General features: G+C 70.3%; 20 protein-coding genes. 18 read left to right on the top strand and 2 right to left on the bottom strand.

Annotated features, from left to right (window positions below; translation table 11 throughout):
- Window positions 1-296 precede the first annotated feature (296 nt).
- From ABTX62_RS26615 to relA, 12 genes are all read left to right on the top strand, one after another.
- Window positions 297-839 carry a LemA family protein gene (locus tag ABTX62_RS26615; protein WP_352118577.1) on the top strand — a complete coding sequence of 181 codons (543 nt, stop codon included), beginning with the start codon at window positions 297-299 and terminating at the stop codon, window positions 837-839.
- A gap of 136 nt (window positions 840-975) precedes the next feature.
- On the top strand, window positions 976-1,881 hold the full coding sequence (gene pdxS / locus ABTX62_RS26610; RefSeq protein ID WP_283972587.1) for a pyridoxal 5'-phosphate synthase lyase subunit PdxS: 906 nt from the start codon (window positions 976-978) through the stop codon (window positions 1,879-1,881).
- 13 nt (window positions 1,882-1,894) lie between these two features.
- Window positions 1,895-2,503 (top strand): pyridoxal 5'-phosphate synthase glutaminase subunit PdxT, encoded by a 609-nt coding sequence (gene pdxT, locus ABTX62_RS26605; RefSeq protein ID WP_283972586.1) that lies wholly within the window; start codon window positions 1,895-1,897, stop codon window positions 2,501-2,503.
- A 48-nt stretch (window positions 2,504-2,551) separates the two neighbouring features.
- Window positions 2,552-3,304: a YebC/PmpR family DNA-binding transcriptional regulator gene (locus ABTX62_RS26600; RefSeq protein WP_283972585.1), complete on the top strand. Its 753-nt coding sequence runs from the start codon at window positions 2,552-2,554 to the stop codon at window positions 3,302-3,304.
- Window positions 3,305-3,425: 121 nt separating this feature from the next.
- A complete protein-coding gene (gene ruvC / locus ABTX62_RS26595; RefSeq protein WP_352118576.1) occupies window positions 3,426-3,956 on the top strand; it encodes a crossover junction endodeoxyribonuclease RuvC in 531 nt (176 codons plus the stop codon).
- The gene (gene ruvA, locus ABTX62_RS26590) at window positions 3,953-4,558 is read left to right on the top strand and encodes a Holliday junction branch migration protein RuvA (RefSeq protein ID WP_352118575.1); all 606 of its coding nucleotides are present in this window, start codon (window positions 3,953-3,955) and stop codon (window positions 4,556-4,558) included. The genes ruvC and ruvA overlap by 4 nt, the downstream gene beginning before the upstream one ends.
- Window positions 4,559-4,586: 28 nt before the next feature.
- Window positions 4,587-5,657: a Holliday junction branch migration DNA helicase RuvB gene (ruvB, locus tag ABTX62_RS26585; protein WP_352118574.1), complete on the top strand. Its 1,071-nt coding sequence runs from the start codon at window positions 4,587-4,589 to the stop codon at window positions 5,655-5,657.
- A gap of 185 nt (window positions 5,658-5,842) precedes the next feature.
- A complete protein-coding gene (gene yajC / locus ABTX62_RS26580; protein WP_352118573.1) occupies window positions 5,843-6,334 on the top strand; it encodes a preprotein translocase subunit YajC in 492 nt (163 codons plus the stop codon).
- 132 nt (window positions 6,335-6,466) lie between these two features.
- Window positions 6,467-8,233 carry a protein translocase subunit SecD gene (gene secD, locus ABTX62_RS26575; protein ID WP_352118572.1) on the top strand — a complete coding sequence of 589 codons (1,767 nt, stop codon included), beginning with the start codon at window positions 6,467-6,469 and terminating at the stop codon, window positions 8,231-8,233.
- A gap of 1 nt (window position 8,234) precedes the next feature.
- On the top strand, window positions 8,235-9,353 hold the full coding sequence (gene secF, locus ABTX62_RS26570) for a protein translocase subunit SecF (RefSeq protein WP_352118571.1): 1,119 nt from the start codon (window positions 8,235-8,237) through the stop codon (window positions 9,351-9,353).
- Entirely contained in the window at window positions 9,350-9,889 is a 540-nt protein-coding gene (locus ABTX62_RS26565) for an adenine phosphoribosyltransferase (protein WP_352118570.1), read from the top strand. The genes secF and ABTX62_RS26565 overlap by 4 nt, the downstream gene beginning before the upstream one ends.
- Before the next feature lie 191 nt (window positions 9,890-10,080).
- A complete protein-coding gene (gene relA / locus ABTX62_RS26560) occupies window positions 10,081-12,603 on the top strand; it encodes a GTP pyrophosphokinase (protein ID WP_352118569.1) in 2,523 nt (840 codons plus the stop codon).
- Between the two features lie 82 nt (window positions 12,604-12,685).
- Here relA and ABTX62_RS26555 read toward each other — a convergent pair whose 3' ends face one another.
- Together ABTX62_RS26555 and ABTX62_RS26550 are read right to left on the bottom strand one after the other, a co-directional pair.
- Window positions 12,686-13,915, bottom strand: coding sequence for a DUF349 domain-containing protein (locus ABTX62_RS26555; protein WP_352118568.1), 1,230 nt, complete (start codon window positions 13,913-13,915; stop codon window positions 12,686-12,688).
- A gap of 136 nt (window positions 13,916-14,051) precedes the next feature.
- A complete protein-coding gene (locus tag ABTX62_RS26550; RefSeq protein ID WP_352118567.1) occupies window positions 14,052-14,897 on the bottom strand; it encodes a peptidylprolyl isomerase in 846 nt (281 codons plus the stop codon).
- 167 nt (window positions 14,898-15,064) lie between these two features.
- Between ABTX62_RS26550 and ABTX62_RS26545 the strand changes: the two genes are divergently transcribed.
- From ABTX62_RS26545 to ABTX62_RS26520, 6 genes are all read left to right on the top strand, one after another.
- On the top strand, window positions 15,065-15,772 hold the full coding sequence (locus ABTX62_RS26545) for an MBL fold metallo-hydrolase (protein WP_352118566.1): 708 nt from the start codon (window positions 15,065-15,067) through the stop codon (window positions 15,770-15,772).
- An 11-nt stretch (window positions 15,773-15,783) separates the two neighbouring features.
- Window positions 15,784-17,046: a histidine--tRNA ligase gene (gene hisS / locus ABTX62_RS26540; RefSeq protein ID WP_352118565.1), complete on the top strand. Its 1,263-nt coding sequence runs from the start codon at window positions 15,784-15,786 to the stop codon at window positions 17,044-17,046.
- Window positions 17,047-17,286: 240 nt separating this feature from the next.
- Window positions 17,287-17,943, top strand: coding sequence for a vitamin K epoxide reductase family protein (locus tag ABTX62_RS26535; protein ID WP_352118564.1), 657 nt, complete (start codon window positions 17,287-17,289; stop codon window positions 17,941-17,943).
- A gap of 56 nt (window positions 17,944-17,999) precedes the next feature.
- Window positions 18,000-19,352, top strand: coding sequence for a replication-associated recombination protein A (locus ABTX62_RS26530; RefSeq protein ID WP_352118563.1), 1,353 nt, complete (start codon window positions 18,000-18,002; stop codon window positions 19,350-19,352).
- Between the two features lie 302 nt (window positions 19,353-19,654).
- The gene (rpsD, locus tag ABTX62_RS26525) at window positions 19,655-20,269 is read left to right on the top strand and encodes a 30S ribosomal protein S4 (RefSeq protein WP_062925769.1); all 615 of its coding nucleotides are present in this window, start codon (window positions 19,655-19,657) and stop codon (window positions 20,267-20,269) included.
- Window positions 20,270-20,446: 177 nt separating this feature from the next.
- Complete coding sequence (locus ABTX62_RS26520; RefSeq protein WP_352118562.1) at window positions 20,447-20,887, top strand: DUF948 domain-containing protein; 441 nt, start codon at window positions 20,447-20,449, stop codon at window positions 20,885-20,887.
- Window positions 20,888-20,891 lie beyond the last annotated feature (4 nt).

The following is a 20,891-nucleotide window of genomic DNA, read 5'->3' as shown; positions in this document are numbered from 1 at the left end:
CGTCCGCACACCGCGCGTTCCGCACACCGCGCGTTCCGCACACCGCGCGTTCCGCACACCGCGCGTTCCGCACACCGCGCGTTCCGCACACCGCGCGTTCCGCACACCGCGCGTTCCGCACACCGCGCGTTCCGCACACCGCGCGCTCTGCACACCGTGCACTCTGCACACCGTGCATTCCGTACACCGTGCATTCCGTACACCGTGCATTCCGCACACCTGCTGCCCGGCGCACCGGGACGACGAGTGGGGCGGGGTGAGCCGGTGGCCCCGGAGTGCCGCTAGCCTTGCCGCCCGTGACCACCACTCTCATCTGGATCGCCGTCGCCCTGGTCGCGATCGGGCTCTACCTGAGCTGGACCGCGGGCCGGCTCGACCGTCTCCACGCCCGGATCGACGCCGCCCGGGCCGCCCTGGACGCGCAACTGCTGCGCCGGGCCTCGGTGGCCCAGGAACTGGCGACGTCGGGGGTCCTGGATCCGGCCGCCTCGATCGTGCTCTACGAGGCCGCACACGCCGCCCGGCAGGCCGAGGAAGAGCAGCGGGAAGTGGCCGAGAGCGACCTGAGCCAGGCGCTGCGGGCCGTCTTCGGGGAGGCTCCACAGGTGGAGGCGGTACGCGAGGCGCCCGGGGGAGAGGAAGCGGCCCGGGAACTCACCGAGGCGGTCCGCAGGGTGCCGATGGCCCGGCGCTTCCACAACGACGCCGTCCGCGCGGCCCGGGCCCTGCGCCGCCACCGCAAGGTGCGCTGGTTCCGCCTGGCCGGTCACGCGCCCTTCCCCCTGGCCTTCGAAATGGACGACGAGCCTCCGGTGGCCCTGGTGGACCGGGCCGCCTGAGCCCCGTCACGGGTCGCTTTCCGGCCGTCCCTCGCAAAAAGGATCCACGTCCTTCCCATTGGCCCTTGCTGTGGCCTGGTTCCCTCGCGTTTCCTCAGTGCTGCAGAAATCCCCTTTCCCCTCAGCGAGGTCACCCGTGTCCATCTCCGAAAACCAGGCTCCCGAGACCGGCACCGCCCGAGTGAAGCGCGGCATGGCCGAGCAGCTCAAGGGCGGCGTGATCATGGACGTCGTCACGCCGGAGCAGGCGAAGATCGCCGAGGACGCGGGCGCCGTGGCCGTCATGGCGCTGGAGCGGGTCCCGGCCGACATCCGCAAGGACGGCGGCGTGGCCCGCATGTCCGACCCGGACATGATCGAGGGCATCATCGACGCCGTCTCGATCCCGGTCATGGCCAAGTCCCGCATCGGCCACTTCGTCGAGGCCCAGGTGCTGCAGTCCCTCGGCGTCGACTACATCGACGAGTCCGAGGTCCTCACCCCGGCCGACGAGGTCAACCACTCCGACAAGTGGGCCTTCACCACGCCGTTCGTCTGTGGCGCGACCAACCTGGGCGAGGCCCTGCGCCGCATCGCCGAGGGCGCCGCGATGATCCGCTCCAAGGGCGAGGCCGGTACCGGCAACGTCGTCGAGGCCGTCCGCCACCTGCGCCAGATCAAGAACGAGATCGCCCGTCTGCGCGGCTACGACAACAACGAGCTCTACGCCGCCGCCAAGGAGCTGCGCGCCCCGTACGAGCTCGTCAGGGAAGTCTCCGAGCTCGGCAAGCTCCCCGTGGTGCTGTTCTCCGCCGGCGGTGTCGCCACCCCGGCCGACGCCGCCCTGATGCGCCAGCTCGGTGCCGAGGGCGTCTTCGTCGGCTCCGGCATCTTCAAGTCCGGCGACCCGGCCAAGCGCGCCGCCGCCATCGTGAAGGCCACCACCTTCTACGACGACCCGAAGATCATCGCGGACGCCTCCCGCAACCTGGGCGAGGCCATGGTCGGCATCAACTGCGACACCCTCCCCGAGGCCGAGCGCTACGCCAACCGCGGCTGGTAAGGCACAGGAATCCATGAGCGACACCCCCGTCATAGGCGTCCTGGCCCTCCAGGGCGACGTTCGGGAGCACCTCGTCGCCCTGGCCGCGGCCGACGCCGTGGCCAGGCCGGTGCGGCGCCCCGAGGAACTCGCCGAGGTGGACGGTCTCGTCATCCCCGGCGGCGAATCGACCACCATCTCCAAGCTGGCCGTCCTGTTCGGCCTGATGGAGCCCCTTCGCGCGCGCGTGCGGGACGGCATGCCCGTCTACGGCACCTGCGCCGGCATGATCATGCTCGCCGACAAGATCCTCGACCCGCGCTCGGGCCAGGAGACCGTCGGCGGCATCGACATGATCGTGCGCCGCAACGCCTTCGGACGGCAGAACGAGTCCTTCGAGGCCTCCGTCGCCCTGCGGGGCATCGAGGGCGACCCGGTGGAGGGCGTCTTCATCCGCGCCCCCTGGGTGGAGTCCGTCGGCGCCCGGGCCGAGGTGCTCGCCGAGCACGGCGGCCACATCGTCGCGGTCCGCCAGGGCACCGCGCTGGCCACGTCGTTCCACCCGGAACTGACCGGTGACCACCGCGTGCACGCCCTGTTCGTCGACATGGTGCGGGCGAACCGGGCAGCCGAGTCCTTGTAGGATTCCTGCGTTCGTTGCTGAGATGGGTTACGCGAAGGAGACAGGCAGATGTCCGGCCACTCTAAATGGGCCACGACGAAGCACAAGAAGGCCGTCATCGATGCCAAGCGCGGCAAGCTCTTCGCGAAGCTGATCAAGAACATCGAGGTCGCGGCACGGATGGGCGGCGCCGACATCGATGGCAACCCGACGCTCTACGACGCCATCCAGAAGGCGAAGAAGTCGTCGGTCCCCAACAAGAACATCGACTCGGCGGTCAAGCGCGGCGCGGGCCTGGAGGCCGGCGGTGCCGACTACGAGACGATCATGTACGAGGGCTACGGCCCGAACGGTGTCGCGGTGCTCATCGAGTGCCTCACCGACAACCGCAACCGCGCCGCCTCCGAGGTCCGCGTCGCCATGACCCGCAACGGCGGCTCCATGGCCGACCCGGGCTCGGTGTCGTACCTGTTCAACCGCAAGGGCGTCGTGATCGTCCCCAAGGGTGAGCTGACCGAGGACGACGTGCTGACCGCCGTGCTCGACGCGGGCGCCGAGGAGGTCAACGACCTCGGAGAGAGCTTCGAGGTGCTGAGCGAGGCCACCGACCTGGTCGCGGTCCGCACCGCCCTCCAGGACGCCGGTATCGACTACGACTCCGCCGACGCCAACTTCGTCCCGACCATGCAGGTCGAGCTGGACGAGGAGGGCGCCAAGAAGATCTTCAAGCTGATCGACGCGCTGGAGGACAGTGACGACGTGCAGAACGTCTTCGCCAACTTCGACGTCAGCGACGAGGTCATGGAGAAGGTCGACGCCTGACGCCGCCGCGGGCCGCACCGGCTCGACGGGCTCAACGGGCCGACGGGACACACCCGTCGGCCCGTCGCGTTGTCAGGGGTACCCGATAGCCTGCACGAACAGGCGATTGAAGGAGGGGCGGGTGCGCGTACTCGGGGTGGACCCCGGACTGACGCGGTGCGGTGTGGGCGTCGTCGAGGGGGTCGCGGGCCGGCCGCTGACGATGCTGGGCGTCGGCGTCGTGCGCACGCCCGCGGACGCGGACCTCGGCCACCGCCTCGTCGCCGTCGAGCAGGGCATCGAGCAGTGGCTCGACGAGCACCGGCCGGAATGCGTCGCCGTGGAGCGTGTCTTCAGCCAGCACAACGTCCGTACGGTGATGGGCACGGCCCAGGCCAGCGCCGTCGCCATGCTCTGTGCCGCCCGCCGGGGAATCCCGGTGGCGCTGCACACCCCGAGCGAGGTCAAGGCCGCCGTCACCGGCAGCGGCCGGGCCGACAAGGCACAGGTGGGCGCGATGGTCACCCGCCTGCTGCGGCTCGGCGCACCGCCCAAGCCCGCCGACGCGGCCGACGCCCTCGCGCTCGCCATCTGCCACATCTGGCGCGCCCCCGCACAGAACCGACTCCAGCAGGCCGTAGCCCTGCACACCTCGAAAGGCCGGACGGCATGATCGCCTTCGTCAGCGGCACGGTCGCCGCGCTCGCCCCGGACGCCGTGGTCGTCGAGGTCGGCGGCGTCGGCATGGCCGTCCAGTGCACGCCCAACACGCTGTCCACGCTCCGCATGGGCCGGCCCGCCACCCTGCACACCTCCCTCGTCGTGCGCGAGGACTCCCTGACCCTCTACGGGTTCGCGGGCGACGACGAGCGGCAGGTCTTCGAGCTGCTTCAGACGGCCAGCGGTGTCGGACCCCGGCTGGCCCAGGCCATGCTCGCCGTGCACAGCCCGGACGCGCTGCGCCGGGCCGTCGCATCCGCCGACGAGAAGGCCCTCACCGCCGTCCCCGGCATCGGCAAGAAGGGCGCGCAAAAGCTCCTCCTGGAGCTGAAGGACCGGCTCGGCGCGCCCGTCGGCGCTCCCGCCGTGGGCGCGGCGGTCAGCACCGGCTGGCGCGACCAGCTGCACGCGGCGCTGATCGGCCTCGGGTACGCCACCCGCGAGGCCGACGAGGCGGTGTCCGCGGTGGCCCCGCAGGCCGAGGCCGCCGAGGGCACGCCCCAGGTGGGCCGGCTGCTGAAGGCGGCCCTGCAGACCCTGAACCGCGCCCGATAGTCCGCACCGAGATTCCGAGGCACACTCCATGAACTGGGACGACACGACCGACGCCGATGCCGCGGAGCGGCTGGTGGACTCCGTCGCCGACCGTGAGGACCAGGCCGTCGAGGCCGCCCTGCGCCCCAAGGACCTGGACGAGTTCATCGGCCAGGAGAAGGTCCGCGAACAGCTCGACCTCGTCCTGCGTGCCGCACGCGCGCGGGGCGCGACCGCCGACCACGTGCTGCTCTCCGGCGCCCCCGGCCTCGGCAAGACCACTCTGTCGATGATCATCGCGGCCGAGATGGGCGCCCCCATCCGCATCACCTCGGGCCCCGCCATCCAGCACGCCGGCGACCTCGCCGCGATCCTCTCCTCCCTCCAGGAGGGCGAGGTCCTCTTCCTCGACGAGATCCACCGCATGTCCCGGCCCGCCGAAGAGATGCTGTACATGGCGATGGAGGACTTCCGCGTCGACGTCATCGTCGGCAAGGGCCCCGGCGCCACGGCCATCCCGCTGGAGCTGCCCCCCTTCACCCTGGTCGGCGCCACTACCCGCGCGGGCCTGCTGCCGCCCCCGCTGCGCGACCGCTTCGGTTTCACCGCCCACATGGAGTTCTACGAACCGGCCGAGCTGGAGCGGGTCATCCACCGCTCGGCGCACCTCCTGGAGGTCGTGGTCGAGCCGGAGGGCGCCACCGAGATCGCCGGGCGCTCCCGCGGCACGCCGCGTATCGCCAACCGCCTGCTGCGCCGCGTCCGGGACTACGCGCAGGTCAAGGCCGACGGGCTGATCACCAGGGACATCGCGGCGGCCGCGCTCGCGGTGTACGAGGTCGACGCGCGCGGTCTCGACCGCCTCGACCGGGGCGTGCTGGAGGCCCTGCTCAAGCTGTTCGGCGGTGGTCCGGTCGGTCTGTCCACACTCGCTGTCGCGGTGGGGGAGGAACGTGAGACCGTGGAGGAGGTCGCCGAGCCGTTCCTCGTACGCGAGGGCCTGCTGGCCCGCACCCCGCGCGGCCGGGTCGCCACCCCCGCCGCATGGGCGCATCTCGGCCTCACCCCGCCACGCTCCCAGACCGCCGGAAACGGACAACAGGACCTGTTCGGGGCGTGACGGCACCGTTACGCCTCCGGGGCGGCGAGGTCAGTGGCCGGAGCAGGAACCCCGGTGCCATGCTGAGCGTTGTTCCCTGCGCGCGGACTCGCTTAGACTCCGCCGATGCCGCCTTTGCCGGCGGTGCACACACCCCCAACCATCTGGCCGCTCACAGCGCGGTCGTGTGAAGGAAGTACCGACCCGTGAGTCTCCTGACCCTCCTCCCGTTCATCGTGCTCATCGGGGCCATGTTCCTGATGACCCGGTCGGCCAAGAAGAAGCAGCAGCAGGCCGCCGAGATGCGGAACCAGATGCAGCCCGGCAGCGGTATCCGCACCATCGGGGGCATGTACGCCACGGTCAAGGAGGTCAACGAGGACACCGTCCTCGTCGACGCCGGTCCTGGCGTCGACCTCCTCTTCGCCAAGAACTCCATCGGCGCCGTCCTGACCGACGACGAGTACAACCGCATCGTGCACGGCATCGAGCACGACCTGAAGTCCGACGCCGACATCGTCCCGGACGACGCCTCCTCCCTCACCGAGACCGACGACCTGGCTGCCGACGCTCCCGCTGACGACAAGGCCGTCGACCTCGGCAAGAAGGACGCGGCCGAGGAGCCGGCCGACGACGCGGCCGAGGCGAAGACGGACGCAGAGCCGAAGAAGACCGACGGCGACTCCGACGCGAAGTAGTCGTGTCCCGGGGTGCGCGGGCCCGGCCCGCGCGCCCCGGGACACGCCCAGCTCGCACGGAATCCCGACACCATGTCATGGCCGCCCGTCCGCCGATCCGGAGCGAGGTGGCCCGAGAGGGAGTACGAGAAGGTGGCCACACCTAAAAAGGGCAGGAACGCGAGCGCCCAGAGCAAGCCGGGGCGCTCGCTGGCCCTGATCCTGATCGCCATCGCGGCGCTCACCGGTGGGATGTTCGCCTCGGGGCACACGAAGCCCCGTCTCGGCATCGACCTTGCCGGCGGTACGAGCATCACGCTCCGCGCGGTCCCCGAGGCCGGCAACGAGGCGGCGATCAACAAGACCAACATGGACACGGCCGTCTCCATCATGGAGCGCCGTGTCAATGGTCTGGGCGTCTCCGAGGCCGAGGTCCAGACGCAGGGCCGGGAAAACATCATCGTCAACATTCCCAAGGGCACCAACTCGGAGCAGGCCCGCAAGCAGGTCGGCACCACCGCCAAGCTCTACTTCCGCCCGGTCCTCGCCACCGAGGTCTCCGGCGGCCAGGGTGCGGCCAGTCCCTCCCCGAGTCCCACCGGCAGCCCCACGGACAAGCCGTCCGGCGAGGCCACGGACAAGCCGGCGGCCACCGGCAAGGGATCCGCGTCCCCGTCCGCCTCCGCCACCACGCAGGGCCGCGCGGTCACGGACGGGTTGAAGGCCGACGCCACGCCGTCCGCGAGCGCCTCCGACAAGGCCGGGGCCAGCCCCTCCCCGTCGGCGAGCGGCGGCACCGCCGAGGGCGACGCGAGCGCGCTTCAGGAGAAGTACGCCAAGCTCGACTGCACCGACGAGAGGGCCCGCTCCACCGTCGGCGACGGCGTCAAGGCCTCCGCCCCGACGCTGGCGTGCGGCAAGAACTCGCAGGGCCAGTGGCAGAAGTACATCCTCGGCCCCGCCGAGGTCGACGGCACGGACGTCGACGAGGCCCAGGCCGTCCTGAACACGCAGACCGGTGCGGGCTGGACGGTCACGATGGACTTCACGGACTCCGGCGCCAAGAAGTTCGCGAACATCACCGGCAAGCTGGCGCAGAACCAGTCCCCGCAGAACCAGTTCGCGATCGTCCTGGACGGCGAGGTCGTCTCCGACCCGTACGTCCGGCAGGCCCTGACCGGCGGCAACGCCGAGATCTCCGGCAACTTCACCCAGCAGTCCGCCCAGGAACTCGCCAACATGCTGTCGTACGGCGCGCTGCCGCTGACCTTCAAGGTGGACAGCATGACGACCGTGACCGCCGCGCTGGGCGATGACCAGCTGAAGGCCGGTCTCATCGCCGGCGCCATCGGTCTCGCGCTGGTCATCATCTACCTGCTGGCCTACTACCGCGGCCTGTCGTTCATCGCGATCCTCTCGCTGCTGGTCTCGGCCGCCCTCACCTACACGCTCATGTCCCTCCTCGGCCCGGCCATCGGCTTCGCGCTGAACCTGCCGGCCGTGTGCGGTGCCATCGTCGCGATCGGCATCACCGCGGACTCGTTCATCGTGTACTTCGAACGCGTCCGCGACGAGATCCGCGAGGGCCGCACCCTGCGCCCCGCCGTGGAGAGGGCCTGGCCGCGCGCCCGGCGCACCATCCTGGTCTCCGACTTCGTGTCGTTCCTCGCCGCGGCGGTGCTCTTCATCGTCACCGTCGGCAAGGTCCAGGGCTTCGCGTTCACGCTCGGCCTGACCACCCTGCTCGACGTGGTCGTCGTCTTCCTCTTCACCAAGCCGCTGCTGACCCTGATGGCCCGCCGCCCGTTCTTCGCGAACGGCCACAAGTGGTCCGGCCTCGACCCGAAGAGCCTGGGTGCCCAGCCGCCGCTGCGCCGCACCCGCCGCCCCGTCGCCCCCGTCGACCCCAAGGAGGCCTGAGATGTCGAAACTCGGCACCCTCGGCGCCCGACTGCACCGCGGCGAGGTCGGCTACGACTTCGTCAAGAACCGCAAGATCTGGTACGGCGTCTCCATCCTGATCACCATCCTGGCCATCGTCGGCCTGGCGGTGCGGGGCCTGAACATGGGCATCGAGTTCCAGGGCGGCGCCGTCTTCAACACCCCGAAGAGCACCAGCGCATCGGTGGCCCAGGCGGAGGAGTACGCGGAAGAGGCCTCCGGCCACGACGCGATCGTCCAGAAGCTCGGCGACGGCAGCCTGCGCATCCAGGTCGCCGGCATCGACACGGGCGCGGCGAACCAGATCAAGAACACCCTCGCCGAGGACCTCAAGATCGACCCGGAGCAGATCAACGCCGAACTGGTCGGCCCCAGCTGGGGTGAGCAGATCGCGAACAAGGCGTGGCAGGGCCTCGGGATCTTCCTGGTCCTGGTGGTGATCTACCTGGCGATCGCCTTCGAGTGGCGCATGGCCGTGGCCGCGTTCGTCGCACTGATCCACGACATCACCATCACGGTCGGCATCTACGCCCTGGTCGGCTTCGAGGTCACCCCGGGCACGGTGATCGGTCTGCTGACCATCCTCGGATACTCGCTCTACGACACGGTCGTGGTCTTCGACAGCCTCAAGGAACAGACGAAGGACCTCACCAAACAGACCCGCTGGACCTACAGCGACGTCGCCAACCGGTCGATCAACAGCACCCTGGTCCGCTCCGTCAACACCACGGTGGTCGCGCTGCTGCCGGTGGCGGGCCTGCTGTTCATCGGTGGCGGTGTCCTCGGCGCCGGCATGCTGAACGACATCTCGTTGTCGCTGTTCGTCGGCCTCGCCGCCGGTGCCTACTCCTCGATCTTCATCGCCACGCCGCTCGTCGCCGACCTCAAGGAGCGCGAGCCGGCGATGAAGGCCCTGAAGAAGCGCGTCCTGGCCAAGCGGGCCCAGTCCGACGCCAAGGGCGAGACGCTCGACGCGCAGGGCGGTGAGGAGACCTACGCCGACGAGCCCGAGGACGCCGCACCCGCGGTCGTCGGCCCCCGCAACCAGCCCGCCTCCCGCAACCGCGGCCGCGGCCGTCCCTCGGGGAAGCGTCGATGACCGACATCAGGGAGCTGCTGCTCAGCCGCATCCGCGACGTGGCCGACTACCCGGAGCCGGGCGTGATGTTCAAGGACATCACCCCGCTCCTGGCGGACCCGTCGGCGTTCACCGCGCTGACCGACGCCCTCGCCGAGATCGCCGAGCGCACCGGCGCCACCAAGGTCGTCGGCCTGGAAGCACGGGGCTTCATCCTCGGCGCCCCGGTCGCCGTCCGCGCCGGCCTGGGCTTCATCCCCGTACGCAAGGCGGGCAAGCTCCCCGGAGCCACCCTCGCCCAGGCCTACGACCTGGAGTACGGCTCGGCGGAGATCGAGGTGCACGCCGAGGACCTCACCGCGGGCGATCGGATCCTGATCGTCGACGACGTCCTCGCCACCGGCGGCACCGCCGAGGCCTCGGTCCAGCTCATCCGCCGGGCCGGCGCCGAGGTGGCCGGTCTCGCCGTCCTCATGGAGCTCGGCTTCCTGAGCGGCCGGGCCCGCCTGGAGCCGGCGCTGAACGGCGCCCCGCTGGAGGCGCTGCTCACGGTCTAGCGACCGCGTGGCGGTCCGGCGACACCGGCACCACACCGCGCAGGCGGGCCCGGAGGAATCCGGTGCCCGCCTCGTGCGTTTCCGGGGTAGACGGTCCTCACACGGCCTGAAGACGATCCTGGAGCTCAGGATCGCTACCATGGGGGTCCGGAGCCTGACCGGGGGACCCGGATCGCGCACGAGGAGTCCTCTTGCCAGACGAGGCCCAGCACCTGACCGCCGCCAAGCCCGAGTCCGCCTCGGCGGCCGCGGCGAAGCCCGCGCCGAGCGCGCCCCACGCGACGAACGACAGCCGCGGGCCGGTCGAGCACGCCCAGGCGGCACCGGTCGACAAGCCCGCCGAGCAGTCGCGGCCCAAGCCCACCCCGCCGCCCGCGGTGCGCCAGGCCGCCGGACAGCCGGCCCGCTCCGGCTCCTCCAACCGCGTCCGCGCCCGGCTGGCCCGGCTCGGTGTCCAGCGCGCGAACCCGTACAACCCGGTGCTGGAGCCGCTGCTGCGGATAGTGCGCAGCAACGACCCGAAGATCGAGACGGCCACCCTCCGCCAGATCGAGCGCGCCTACCAGGTCGCCGAGCGGTGGCACCGCGGCCAGAAGCGCAAGAGCGGCGATCCGTACATCACGCACCCGCTCGCCGTCACCACCATCCTCGCCGAGCTGGGCATGGATCCGGCCACGCTGATGGCGGGCCTGCTGCACGACACGGTCGAGGACACCGAGTACGGGCTGGAGGACCTGCGCCGCGACTTCGGCGACGTCGTCACCCTGCTCGTCGACGGCGTCACCAAGCTGGACAAGGTCAAGTTCGGCGAGGCCGCGCAGGCGGAGACCGTGCGCAAGATGGTCGTCGCCATGGCCAAGGACCCGCGCGTCCTGGTCATCAAGCTGGCCGACCGCCTGCACAACATGCGCACCATGCGCTACCTCAAGCGCGAGAAGCAGGAGAAGAAGGCGCGCGAGACCCTGGAGATCTACGCGCCGCTCGCCCACCGCCTGGGCATGAATACCATCAAGTGGGAGCTGGAGGACCTCGCCTTCGCGATCCTCTACCCCAAGATGTACGACGAGATCGTCCGCCTGGTGGCCGAGCGGGCGCCCAAGCGCGACGAGTACCTGGCCATCGTCACCGACGAGGTCCAGCAGGACCTGCGCGCGGCCCGCATCAAGGCGACCGTCACCGGCCGCCCGAAGCACTACTACAGCGTCTACCAGAAGATGATCGTCCGCGGCCGTGACTTCGCGGAGATCTACGACCTGGTGGGCATCCGCGTCCTCGTGGACACCGTCCGCGACTGCTACGCGGCCCTCGGCACGGTGCACGCGCGATGGAACCCGGTCCCCGGCCGGTTCAAGGACTACATCGCGATGCCCAAGTTCAACATGTACCAGTCGCTGCACACGACGGTCATCGGCCCCGGCGGCAAGCCGGTCGAGCTGCAGATCCGCACCTTCGACATGCACCGCCGCGCCGAGTACGGCATCGCCGCGCACTGGAAGTACAAGCAGGAGGCCGTCGCCGGCGCGTCCAAGGTGCGCAGCGACGCCCCCAAGTCGTCCGGCAAGGGCAAGGACGACCACCTCAACGACATGGCGTGGCTGCGCCAGCTCCTGGACTGGCAGAAGGAGACCGAGGACCCGGGCGAGTTCCTGGAGTCCCTGCGCTTCGACCTCTCGCGCAACGAGGTCTTCGTCTTCACCCCCAAGGGCGACGTCATAGCGCTCCCGGCCGGGGCTACTCCGGTCGACTTCGCCTACGCGGTGCACACCGAGGTGGGCCACCGCACGATAGGCGCCCGCGTCAACGGCCGGCTGGTCCCGCTGGAGTCCACCCTCGACAACGGCGACCTGGTGGAGGTCTTCACCTCCAAGGCGGCCGGCGCCGGCCCCTCCCGCGACTGGCTCGGCTTCGTCAAGTCACCGCGCGCCCGCAACAAGATCCGCGCCTGGTTCTCCAAGGAGCGCCGCGACGAGGCGATCGAGCAGGGCAAGGACGCCATCGTCCGCGCGATGCGCAAGCAGAACCTGCCGATCCAGCGCATCCTGACCGGCGACTCCCTGGTGACCCTCGCGCACGAGATGCGCTACGCCGACATCTCCGCCCTGTACGCGGCGATCGGCGAGGGCCATGTCTCCGCGCAGAACATCGTGCAGAAGCTGGTCCAGGCCCTGGGCGGTGAGGAGGCCGCCACCGAGGAGATCGACGAGTCGGTCCCGCCGGCCCGCGGACGCAGCAGCAAGCGCCGCTCCAGCGCCGACCCGGGCGTGGTCGTCAAGGGCGTCGACGATGTGTGGGTCAAGCTGGCCCGCTGCTGCACACCTGTCCCGGGCGACCCCATCATCGGCTTCGTCACCCGCGGCAGCGGCGTATCGGTTCACCGCAGCGACTGTGTGAACGTCGACTCGCTGTCCCGGGAGCCCGAGCGCATCCTCGACGTCGAGTGGGCGCCCACCCAGTCCTCGGTCTTCCTGGTCGCCATCCAGGTCGAGGCCCTGGACCGCTCCCGGCTGCTGTCGGACGTCACCCGGGTGCTGTCCGACCAGCACGTCAACATCCTGTCCGCGGCCGTCCAGACCTCCCGGGACCGCGTCGCCACCTCTCGCTTCACCTTCGAAATGGGCGACCCGAAGCACCTGGGCCACGTCCTGAAGGCGGTCCGGGGCGTGGAGGGCGTCTACGACGTGTACCGGGTGACGTCGGCGCGCAGCAGGTCGTAGCCGGTCGCCGCAGGACCACACGAAAGGGGCTCCCGTACACGGTGTACGGGAGCCCCTCTTCGACCGGCTGTCGACCGACTGCTCAGCCGCCGAACTCCTGCAGGCCCTTCAGCGCCTGGTCCAGCAGTGCCTGCCGGCCGTCGAGCTCACGCTGGAGCTTGTCGGCCTTGGCGTTGTTGCCCTGCGCCCGGGCCTGCTCGATCTGGCCCCGCAGCTTGTCCACGGCGGCCTGGAGCTGACCGGTCAGACCCTCGGCACGCGCACGTGCCTCCGGGTTCGTCCGGCGCCACTCGGCCTCCTCGGCCTCCTGGATGGCCCGCTCGACCGCGTGCATCCGGCCCTCGACCTTGGGCCGGGCGTCGCGCGGCACATGACCGATGGCCTCCCAGCGCTCGTTCACGTTCCGGAACGCGGCGCGGGCCGCCTTCAGGTCCGTGATCGGCAGGAGCTTCTCGGCCTCCTCGGCGAGCTCCTCCTTGTGCTTGAGGTTCTCCGTCTGCTCCGCGTCCCGCTCCGCGAAGACCGAGCTGCGGGCCGCGAAGAAGACGTCCTGGGCGCCGCGGAAGCGGTTCCACAGGTCGTCCTCGTGCTCGCGCTGGGCACGGCCCGCGGCCTTCCACTCGGACATCAGCTCGCGGTAACGCGCCGCCGTCACGCCCCAGTCCGTCGAGTTCGACAGCGCCTCGGCCTCGGCGACCAGCCGCTCCTTGGTCTTGCGGGCCTCCTCGCGCTGCGCGTCCAGCTGCGCGAAGTGCTGCTTGCGCCGCTTGGAGAACGCCGACCGGGCGTGCGAGAACCGGTGCCACAGTTCGTCGTCGGACTTGCGGTCCAGCCTCGGCAGGCCCTTCCAGGTGTCCACCAGGGCCCGCAGCCGCTCACCGGCCGCCCGCCACTGGTCGGACCGGGACAGCTCCTCCGCCTCGGCGACCAGCGCCTCCTTGGCGTGGCGGGCCTCGTCGGACTGCTTCGCCCGCTGCGCCTTGCGCTCCTCACGGCGCGCCTCCACCAGCTCCACGAGCTTGTCCAGCCGGACCCGCAGGGCGTCCAGGTCGCCCACCGCGTGATGCGCGTCGACCTGCTCCCGGATGTGGCCGATGGCGGCGTGGGCGTCCTTCGCCGACAGGTCGGTGGTCTTCACTCGCTTCTCGAGGAGGCCGATCTCGACAACCAGGCCCTCGTACTTGCGCTCGAAATAGGCCAGCGCCTCCTCGGGGGAGCCCGCCTGCCAGGAACCGACGACCTGCTCGCCGTCGGCCGTACGCACGTACACGGTCCCCGTCTCGTCGACGCGGCCCCACGGGTCGCTGCTCACAGCGCCTCCTCCACATGATGCCTGCGAGGGGCCTGTAGCTCCCCCGGGCATCGTCCACAGTTTCGTCACGGCCAACATAGGCGACCGGCGGGGGGCGTGTCCGCATCCCGCGCGACCGAAATTACGCAGTTCGGGCTCAGGATTCGGTGATCGTGGCCTTGTTGATCACGACCGTCGCGTTGGGCGCCGTGTTGCCCGTCTGAGGGTCGGGAGCCTGCGCCCCCGCCTTGGCGATTTTCTGCAGAACCTTCATGCCCGCTTCCGACACCGTGCCGAACGGTGTGTAGTCGGGCGGCAACTGACTGTCCTGGTAGACGAGGAAGAACTGGCTGCCGCCGCTGTCGCGGCCCTGCTTCGTCTGCGCGTTGTACTGGTTCGCCATCGCGACCGTGCCCGCCGGGTACACCCCGCCCTTGAGGCTCTTGTCCTTGAGGTTCTCGTCCGGGATGGTGTAGCCCGGTCCGCCCATGCCGGTGCCCTTCGGGTCGCCGCACTGCAGGACGTAGATGCCCTGGTCCGTGAGCCGGTGGCACTTGCTGTGGTCCAAGTAGCCCTTGCCGAGAAGGAAGTTGAACGAGTTGACGGTGCGCGGCGCGGCCGACGCCTTCAGCGCGACGTCTATCTCGCCGCAGGTCGTGTCCAGCTTCATCGTGTACGTCGCCGACTTGTCGATGGTCAGCGGCGGTTCCTTCTTCCAGGTCTCCGACTTGACCTTGCCCGGGGCGGGCTTCTCGCACGGGTCCGGGGCCTTGCTGGGCGTGGCGCTGGGCGTGACGTCCGCGTTGGCGTTCTCCGTCTTGCCGTCGTCCTCGAACGGCTTGGTCAGGAAGACCGTCACCGAGAGCACCACGACCACGCCGAGAGCCGAGGCGATCACGGAGTTGCGGATACGGGCCTTGCGTCGCGCGTCCGTGCGTCGCTGCTGCTGCCGCAAGAACTTCTCCCGGGCGAGCTGACGCCGCCGCTGTTCCTGGCTGACCACCGGGTTCTCTCCTCTTGGGTCTGATACATCGACCGGTACGCGTGCGTCCTGTGTGCCGAGCGCCTGCGTGTGCCCCGTACCGTATATGGGTTCGCTGAGGAATCGGCAGCGCCGGTAGGCTCTGTGCGCAGCCGTAGCCGCCCGTACCGACACAACGAAGGACGATCGTGCTCATTGCCGGGTTCCCCGCCGGGGCCTGGGGGACGAACTGTTACCTCGTCGCCCCTGCCGCCGGTGAGGAGTGCGTGATCATCGACCCCGGCCATCAGGCCGCCGACGGCGTCGCGGAAGCGGTCAGGAAGCACCGGCTCAAGCCGGTCGCCGTCGTCCTCACCCACGGCCACATCGACCACGTGGCCTCGGTCGTCCCGGTGTGCGGCGCCCACGACGTGCCGGCCTGGATCCACCCCGACGACCGGTACATGATGAACGACCCCGAGAAGGGGATCGGCCGGTCCATCGGGATGCCGCTGCTGGGTGAGCTGACCGTGGGGGAGCCCGATGACGTCAAGGAACTGGCCGACGGGGCGAAGCTGGAGCTGGCGGGCCTGGAGCTGTCCGTCGCACATGCGCCCGGCCATACCAAGGGGTCGGTGACCTTCGGCCTGCCCGAGGCGGCGGACGTCCCGCCGATCCTCTTCTCGGGCGACCTGCTGTTCGCCGGCTCCATCGGACGCACCGACCTGCCCGGCGGTGACATGGCCGAGATGCTCGACTCGCTGGCCCGCGTGTGCCTGCCGCTCGACGACTCGACCGTGGTGCTGTCCGGCCACGGCCCCCAGACGACCATCGGCCAGGAGCGTTCCACCAACCCGTATCTGCGGCAGGTGGCGGCCGGCCAGGGAGCCTTCGAGGCTCCCCGACGAGGAATGTGACGAGACCTTCCGTGAGCACCTTCAAGGCCCCCAAGGGCACGTACGACCTGATCCCGCCGGACAGCGCCACGTACCTCGCGGTCCGCGAGGCCATCGCCGCGCCGCTGCGCAACTCCGGCTACGGCTACATCGAGACGCCCGGCTTCGAGAGCGTCGAGCTCTTCGCGCGCGGGGTCGGCGAGTCCACCGACATCGTGACCAAGGAGATGTACGCCTTCGAGACCAAGGGCGGCGACAAGCTCGCCCTGCGCCCCGAGGGCACGGCGTCCGTCCTGCGCGCGGCGCTGGAGGCCAATCTGCACAAGGCCGGCAACCTCCCGGTCAAGCTCTGGTACTCCGGCTCGTACTACCGCTACGAGCGTCCGCAGAAGGGCCGCTACCGCCACTTCTCCCAGGTCGGTGCCGAGGCGATCGGCGCGGAGGACCCGGCGCTGGACGCCGAGCTGATCATCCTGGCCGACCAGGCGTACCGCTCGCTGGGCCTGAGGGACTTCCGGATCCTGCTGAACAGCCTGGGCGACCAGGAGTGCCGCCCCGTCTACCGGTCGGCGCTGCAGGAGTTCCTGCGCGGCCTGGACCTGGACGAGGACACCCTGCGGCGTGCGGAGATCAACCCGCTGCGCGTCCTGGACGACAAGCGCGAGTCGGTGCAGAAGCAGCTCGGGGACGCGCCGCTGCTGCGTGACCACCTGTGCGACGCGTGCAAGGCGTACCACGAGGAGGTCCGCGAGCTGATCACGGCCGCGGGCGTCGCCTTCGAGGACGACCCGAAGCTGGTCCGCGGCCTGGACTACTACACCCGCACCACCTTCGAGTTCGTCCACGACGGCCTCGGCTCTCAGTCCGCGGTGGGCGGCGGCGGCCGCTACGACGGCCTCTCCGAGATGATCGGCGGCCCCGCGCTGCCGTCCGTTGGCTGGGCCCTCGGCGTCGACCGCACGGTCCTCGCGCTGGAGGCGGAGGGCGTCGAGCTGGAACTCCCGGCCACCACCAGCGTGTTCGCCGTCCCGCTCGGCGAGGAGGCCCGCCGGGTCCTGTTCGCCAAGGTCACCGAACTGCGCAAGAACGGCATCGCGGCCGACTTCTCCTACGGCGGCAAGGGCCTCAAGGGCGCCATGAAGAACGCCAACCGCAGCGGCGCCCGCTACACGGTCGTCGCCGGCGAACGCGACCTCGCCGAGGGCGTCGTCCAGCTCAAGGACATGGAGTCGGGCGAGCAGACGGCGGTGGGAGTGAACGAGATCGTGGCAGAGCTGGAAGCCCGGCTGGGCTAGCCAGCCAGCGCTCAGCCTGCCTGAAGGCGCCGGACATCCGACCGGGGTTCGGCGCCTTCGCCGTCCCTCTCCCGGTGCTTCGCACCTTTGTGCTGCCCTGCGACGCACGTCGGCCGAAACACAACCCCCAGGGGCGACCGGGCGGACCTCCTTATGTTCACTGAACGGTGGACACCGGCACCCGTGCGGCACAATGGCCATGCCCGAAGATGTTCAGTCTCAAGTGACGGAATCGGCGTGATGAGCAAGACGACAGTCAGGGACGTCTCCACGGAGTCCGAGCCGGAGCGCGCCGAGGCCGCGCCCCGCGCGGAGGGCGGCAGCCGGGCCCTGGCCCTGCTGCTGGTGATCACCGGCGCGGCCGGACTGCTCGCCTCGTGGGTCATCACGATCGACAAGTTCAAGATCCTCGAGGCCAAGATCGAGGGCACGACGTTCACGCCCGGCTGCAGCCTCAACCCGGTCGTCTCCTGCGGCAGCGTCATGGAGAGCAAGCAGGCCGCGGTCTTCGGCTTCCCGAACCCGATGCTCGGCCTCGTCGCCTACGGCATCGTCGTCGGCGTCGGCGTGAGCCTGCTCGCCCGCGCCCGCTTCCCGCGCTGGTACTGGCTCACCTTCAACGCCGGCTGCCTGTTCGGCGTGGGCTTCTGCGCCTGGCTGATGTTCCAGTCCCTGTACCGGATCAACGCGCTCTGCCTGTGGTGCAGCCTGGCCTGGGTCGCCACGATCCTGATGTTCTGGTACGTGACCTCGTTCAACATCCGCAAGGGCTTCCTGCCCGCCCCGGGCTGGCTCAAGACCTTCTTCGGCGAGTTCACCTGGGTCATGCCCGTGCTGCACATCGGCATCATCGGCATGCTGGTCCTGACCCGCTGGTGGGACTTCTGGTTCAGCTGAGCCCCCGGTTCCGGGGCCCGGCCGGATTGTCAGTGCCGTGAACTAGGGTTTCTGACGTGGAGCCCGACCTGTTCACCGCCGCAGCCGAAGAACGCCAGGAGAAGGAGCCGTCCAGCAGCCCCCTGGCGGTGCGGATGCGCCCGCGCACCCTCGACGAGGTCGTGGGCCAGCAGCACCTGCTGAAGCCGGGCTCGCCCCTGCGCAGACTGGTCGGGGAGGCCTCCGGCCCGGCCGGCCCCTCCTCGGTGCTCCTCTGGGGCCCGCCCGGCACCGGCAAGACCACCCTGGCCTACGTCGTCTCCAAGGCCACCGACGCCCGCTTCGTGGAGTTGTCCGCGATCACCGCGGGCGTCAAGGAGGTCCGCGCGGTCATCGACGGCGCCCGCCGCGCCTCCGGCGGCTACGGCAAGGAGACCGTCCTCTTCCTCGACGAGATCCACCGCTTCAGCAAGGCCCAGCAGGACTCCCTGCTCCCGGCCGTCGAGAACCGCTGGGTGACGCTCATCGCGGCGACGACGGAGAACCCGTACTTCTCGGTGATCTCCCCCCTGCTGTCCCGCTCCTTGCTGCTCACCCTCGAACCGCTCACGGACGAGGACATCAGGAGCCTCATCAGGCGCGCCCTCACCGACGAGCGCGGCCTGGGCGGCGCCGTCACCCTCCCCGAGGAGACCGAGAGCCACCTCCTGCGCATCGCCGGCGGCGACGCCCGCCGCGCCCTCACCGCCCTGGAGGCGGCCGCCGGGGCCGCCCTCGACAAGGGCGAGGCGGAGATCGGCCTGACGACCCTGGAGGAGACGGTCGACCGGGCGGCCGTGAAGTACGACCGCGACGGCGACCAGCACTACGACGTGGCCAGCGCCCTGATCAAGTCCATCCGGGGCTCCGACGTCGACGCCGCCCTGCACTACCTGGCCCGGATGATCGAGGCCGGTGAGGACCCCCGCTTCATCGCCCGGCGCCTGATGATCTCCGCCAGCGAGGACATCGGCCTGGCCGACCCGACCGCTCTGCAGACGGCGGTCGCCGCCGCCCAGGCCGTTGCCATGATCGGCTTCCCCGAGGCCGCGCTCACCCTCGGCCACGCCACGATCGCCCTCGCCCTGGCACCCAAGTCCAACGCCGCGACCACCGCGATCGGCGCCGCCCTGGAGGACGTCCGCAAGGGACTGGCCGGACCCGTGCCGGCCCACCTGCGCGACAGCCACTACAAGGGCGCGACCAAGCTGGGTCACGGCCAGGGCTACGTCTACCCGCACGACCTGCCCGAGGGCATCGCGGCCCAGCAGTACGCCCCGGACGAGCTGAAGGACCGTGAGTACTACGAGCCGACCCGGCACGGCGCGGAGGCCCGCTACGCGGACGCGGTGGAGTGGACCCGGAAGAACCTCGGTCGTAAGCGGTCCTGAGCACCCTGTAAACTCGCTCGGAGTGCCGCGTCCCGTGCAGTCAGAACGGGGCAGTCGGCCGGAGTCCCGATCCTCCGGGATCGGCTCCAGGAGCGTCGCGCACCGTCGAACGGTGTCGCGGGCAGCCCACCACCACCGTCGCACGACGGAACCGGTCGGTGGGCCACTCGCGTGCTGCACGTATGTGCCCAGACCAGGGGAGCGGCTGCCCACCGAGGTCCACCAGGACCGAGGCGGGTTTCCCCGGCTGCGGATGCGACCTCCCTCAACCCTGACAAGCCGATACAAGGAAAGCGAAAACAGTGGCGAACCAGTCCCGCCCCAAGGTCAAGAAGTCGCGTGCCCTCGGCATCGCGCTGACCCCGAAGGCCGTCAAGTACTTCGAGGCCCGCCCCTACCCGCCGGGTGAGCACGGCCGTGGCCGCAAGCAGAACTCGGACTACAAGGTCCGTCTGCTCGAGAAGCAGCGTCTGCGCGCGCAGTACGACGTGTCCGAGCGCCAGCTCGTGCGCGCCTACGAGCGTGCCTCCAAGGTCCAGGGCAAGACCGGTGAGGCCCTGATCATCGAGCTGGAGCGCCGTCTCGACGCCCTGGTTCTGCGTTCGGGCATCGCCCGCACGATCTACCAGGCCCGCCAGATGGTCGTGCACGGCCACATCGCCGTCAACGGCAAGAAGGTCGACAAGCCCTCCTTCCGTGTCCGTCCGGACGACGTCGTGCAGGTCCGTGAGCGCTCCAAGGAGAAGACCCTCTTCACGATCGCTCGTGAGGGTGGCTTCGCCCCCGACGGTGAGATCCCGCGCTACCTCCAGGTGAACCTCAAGTCCCTGGCGTTCCGCCTGGACCGCGAGCCGAACCGCAAGGAGATCCCGGTGATCTGCGACGAGCAGCTCGTCGTCGAGTACTACGCCCGCTGATCCTCGGCAGGCACGCGGTACTCCGGCCCGTCGTCTCCCCGCCCCTGTGGGCGGGCGGGGCGGCGGGCTTTCGCGATCGGCGAGCTCCCCGCGGGTAATCCGGTACGGAGCGCCACCCCCGGCGCGATAGGCTCGTCGCACGACTTTTTCGATGTTCAGGCACGTTTCAGGGAGCGGGTGCACACAGTGTCCGGTGGAGAGGTTGCCGGGATCCTGGTGGCCGTCTTCTGGGCGATCCTGGTCTCCTTCCTCGCCGTCGCGCTGGCGAGAGTGGCCCAGACGCTCAAGGCGACCACCAAGCTCGTGGCGGACGTGACCGATCAGGCCGTCCCGCTGCTGGCCGACGCCTCCGCGGCGGTGCGCTCCGCGCAGACCCAGATCGACCGGGTCGACTCGATCGCCTCCGACGTCCAGGAGGTCACGTCGAACGCCTCGGCGCTGTCGACCACCGTCGCCTCCACCTTCGGCGGCCCCCTGGTCAAGGTCGCGGCCTTCGGCTACGGCGTGCGCCGGGCCCTCGGCGGCCGCAAGGAGGACGTGCCCGCCAAGGCGCCCCGGCGTACCGTGATCGTGGGCCGCACGGTCACCCGGCGCAGCGCCCGAGGGAAGAGGGACTGAGAGC

Origin of the sequence: Streptomyces sp. NPDC096046, from assembly GCF_040303285.1 — a bacterium.
GTDB lineage: Bacteria > Actinomycetota > Actinomycetes > Streptomycetales > Streptomycetaceae > Streptomyces.
Note: the sequence above shows the minus strand (reverse complement) of the source record. Positions and strands in the feature narration are given on the sequence as shown.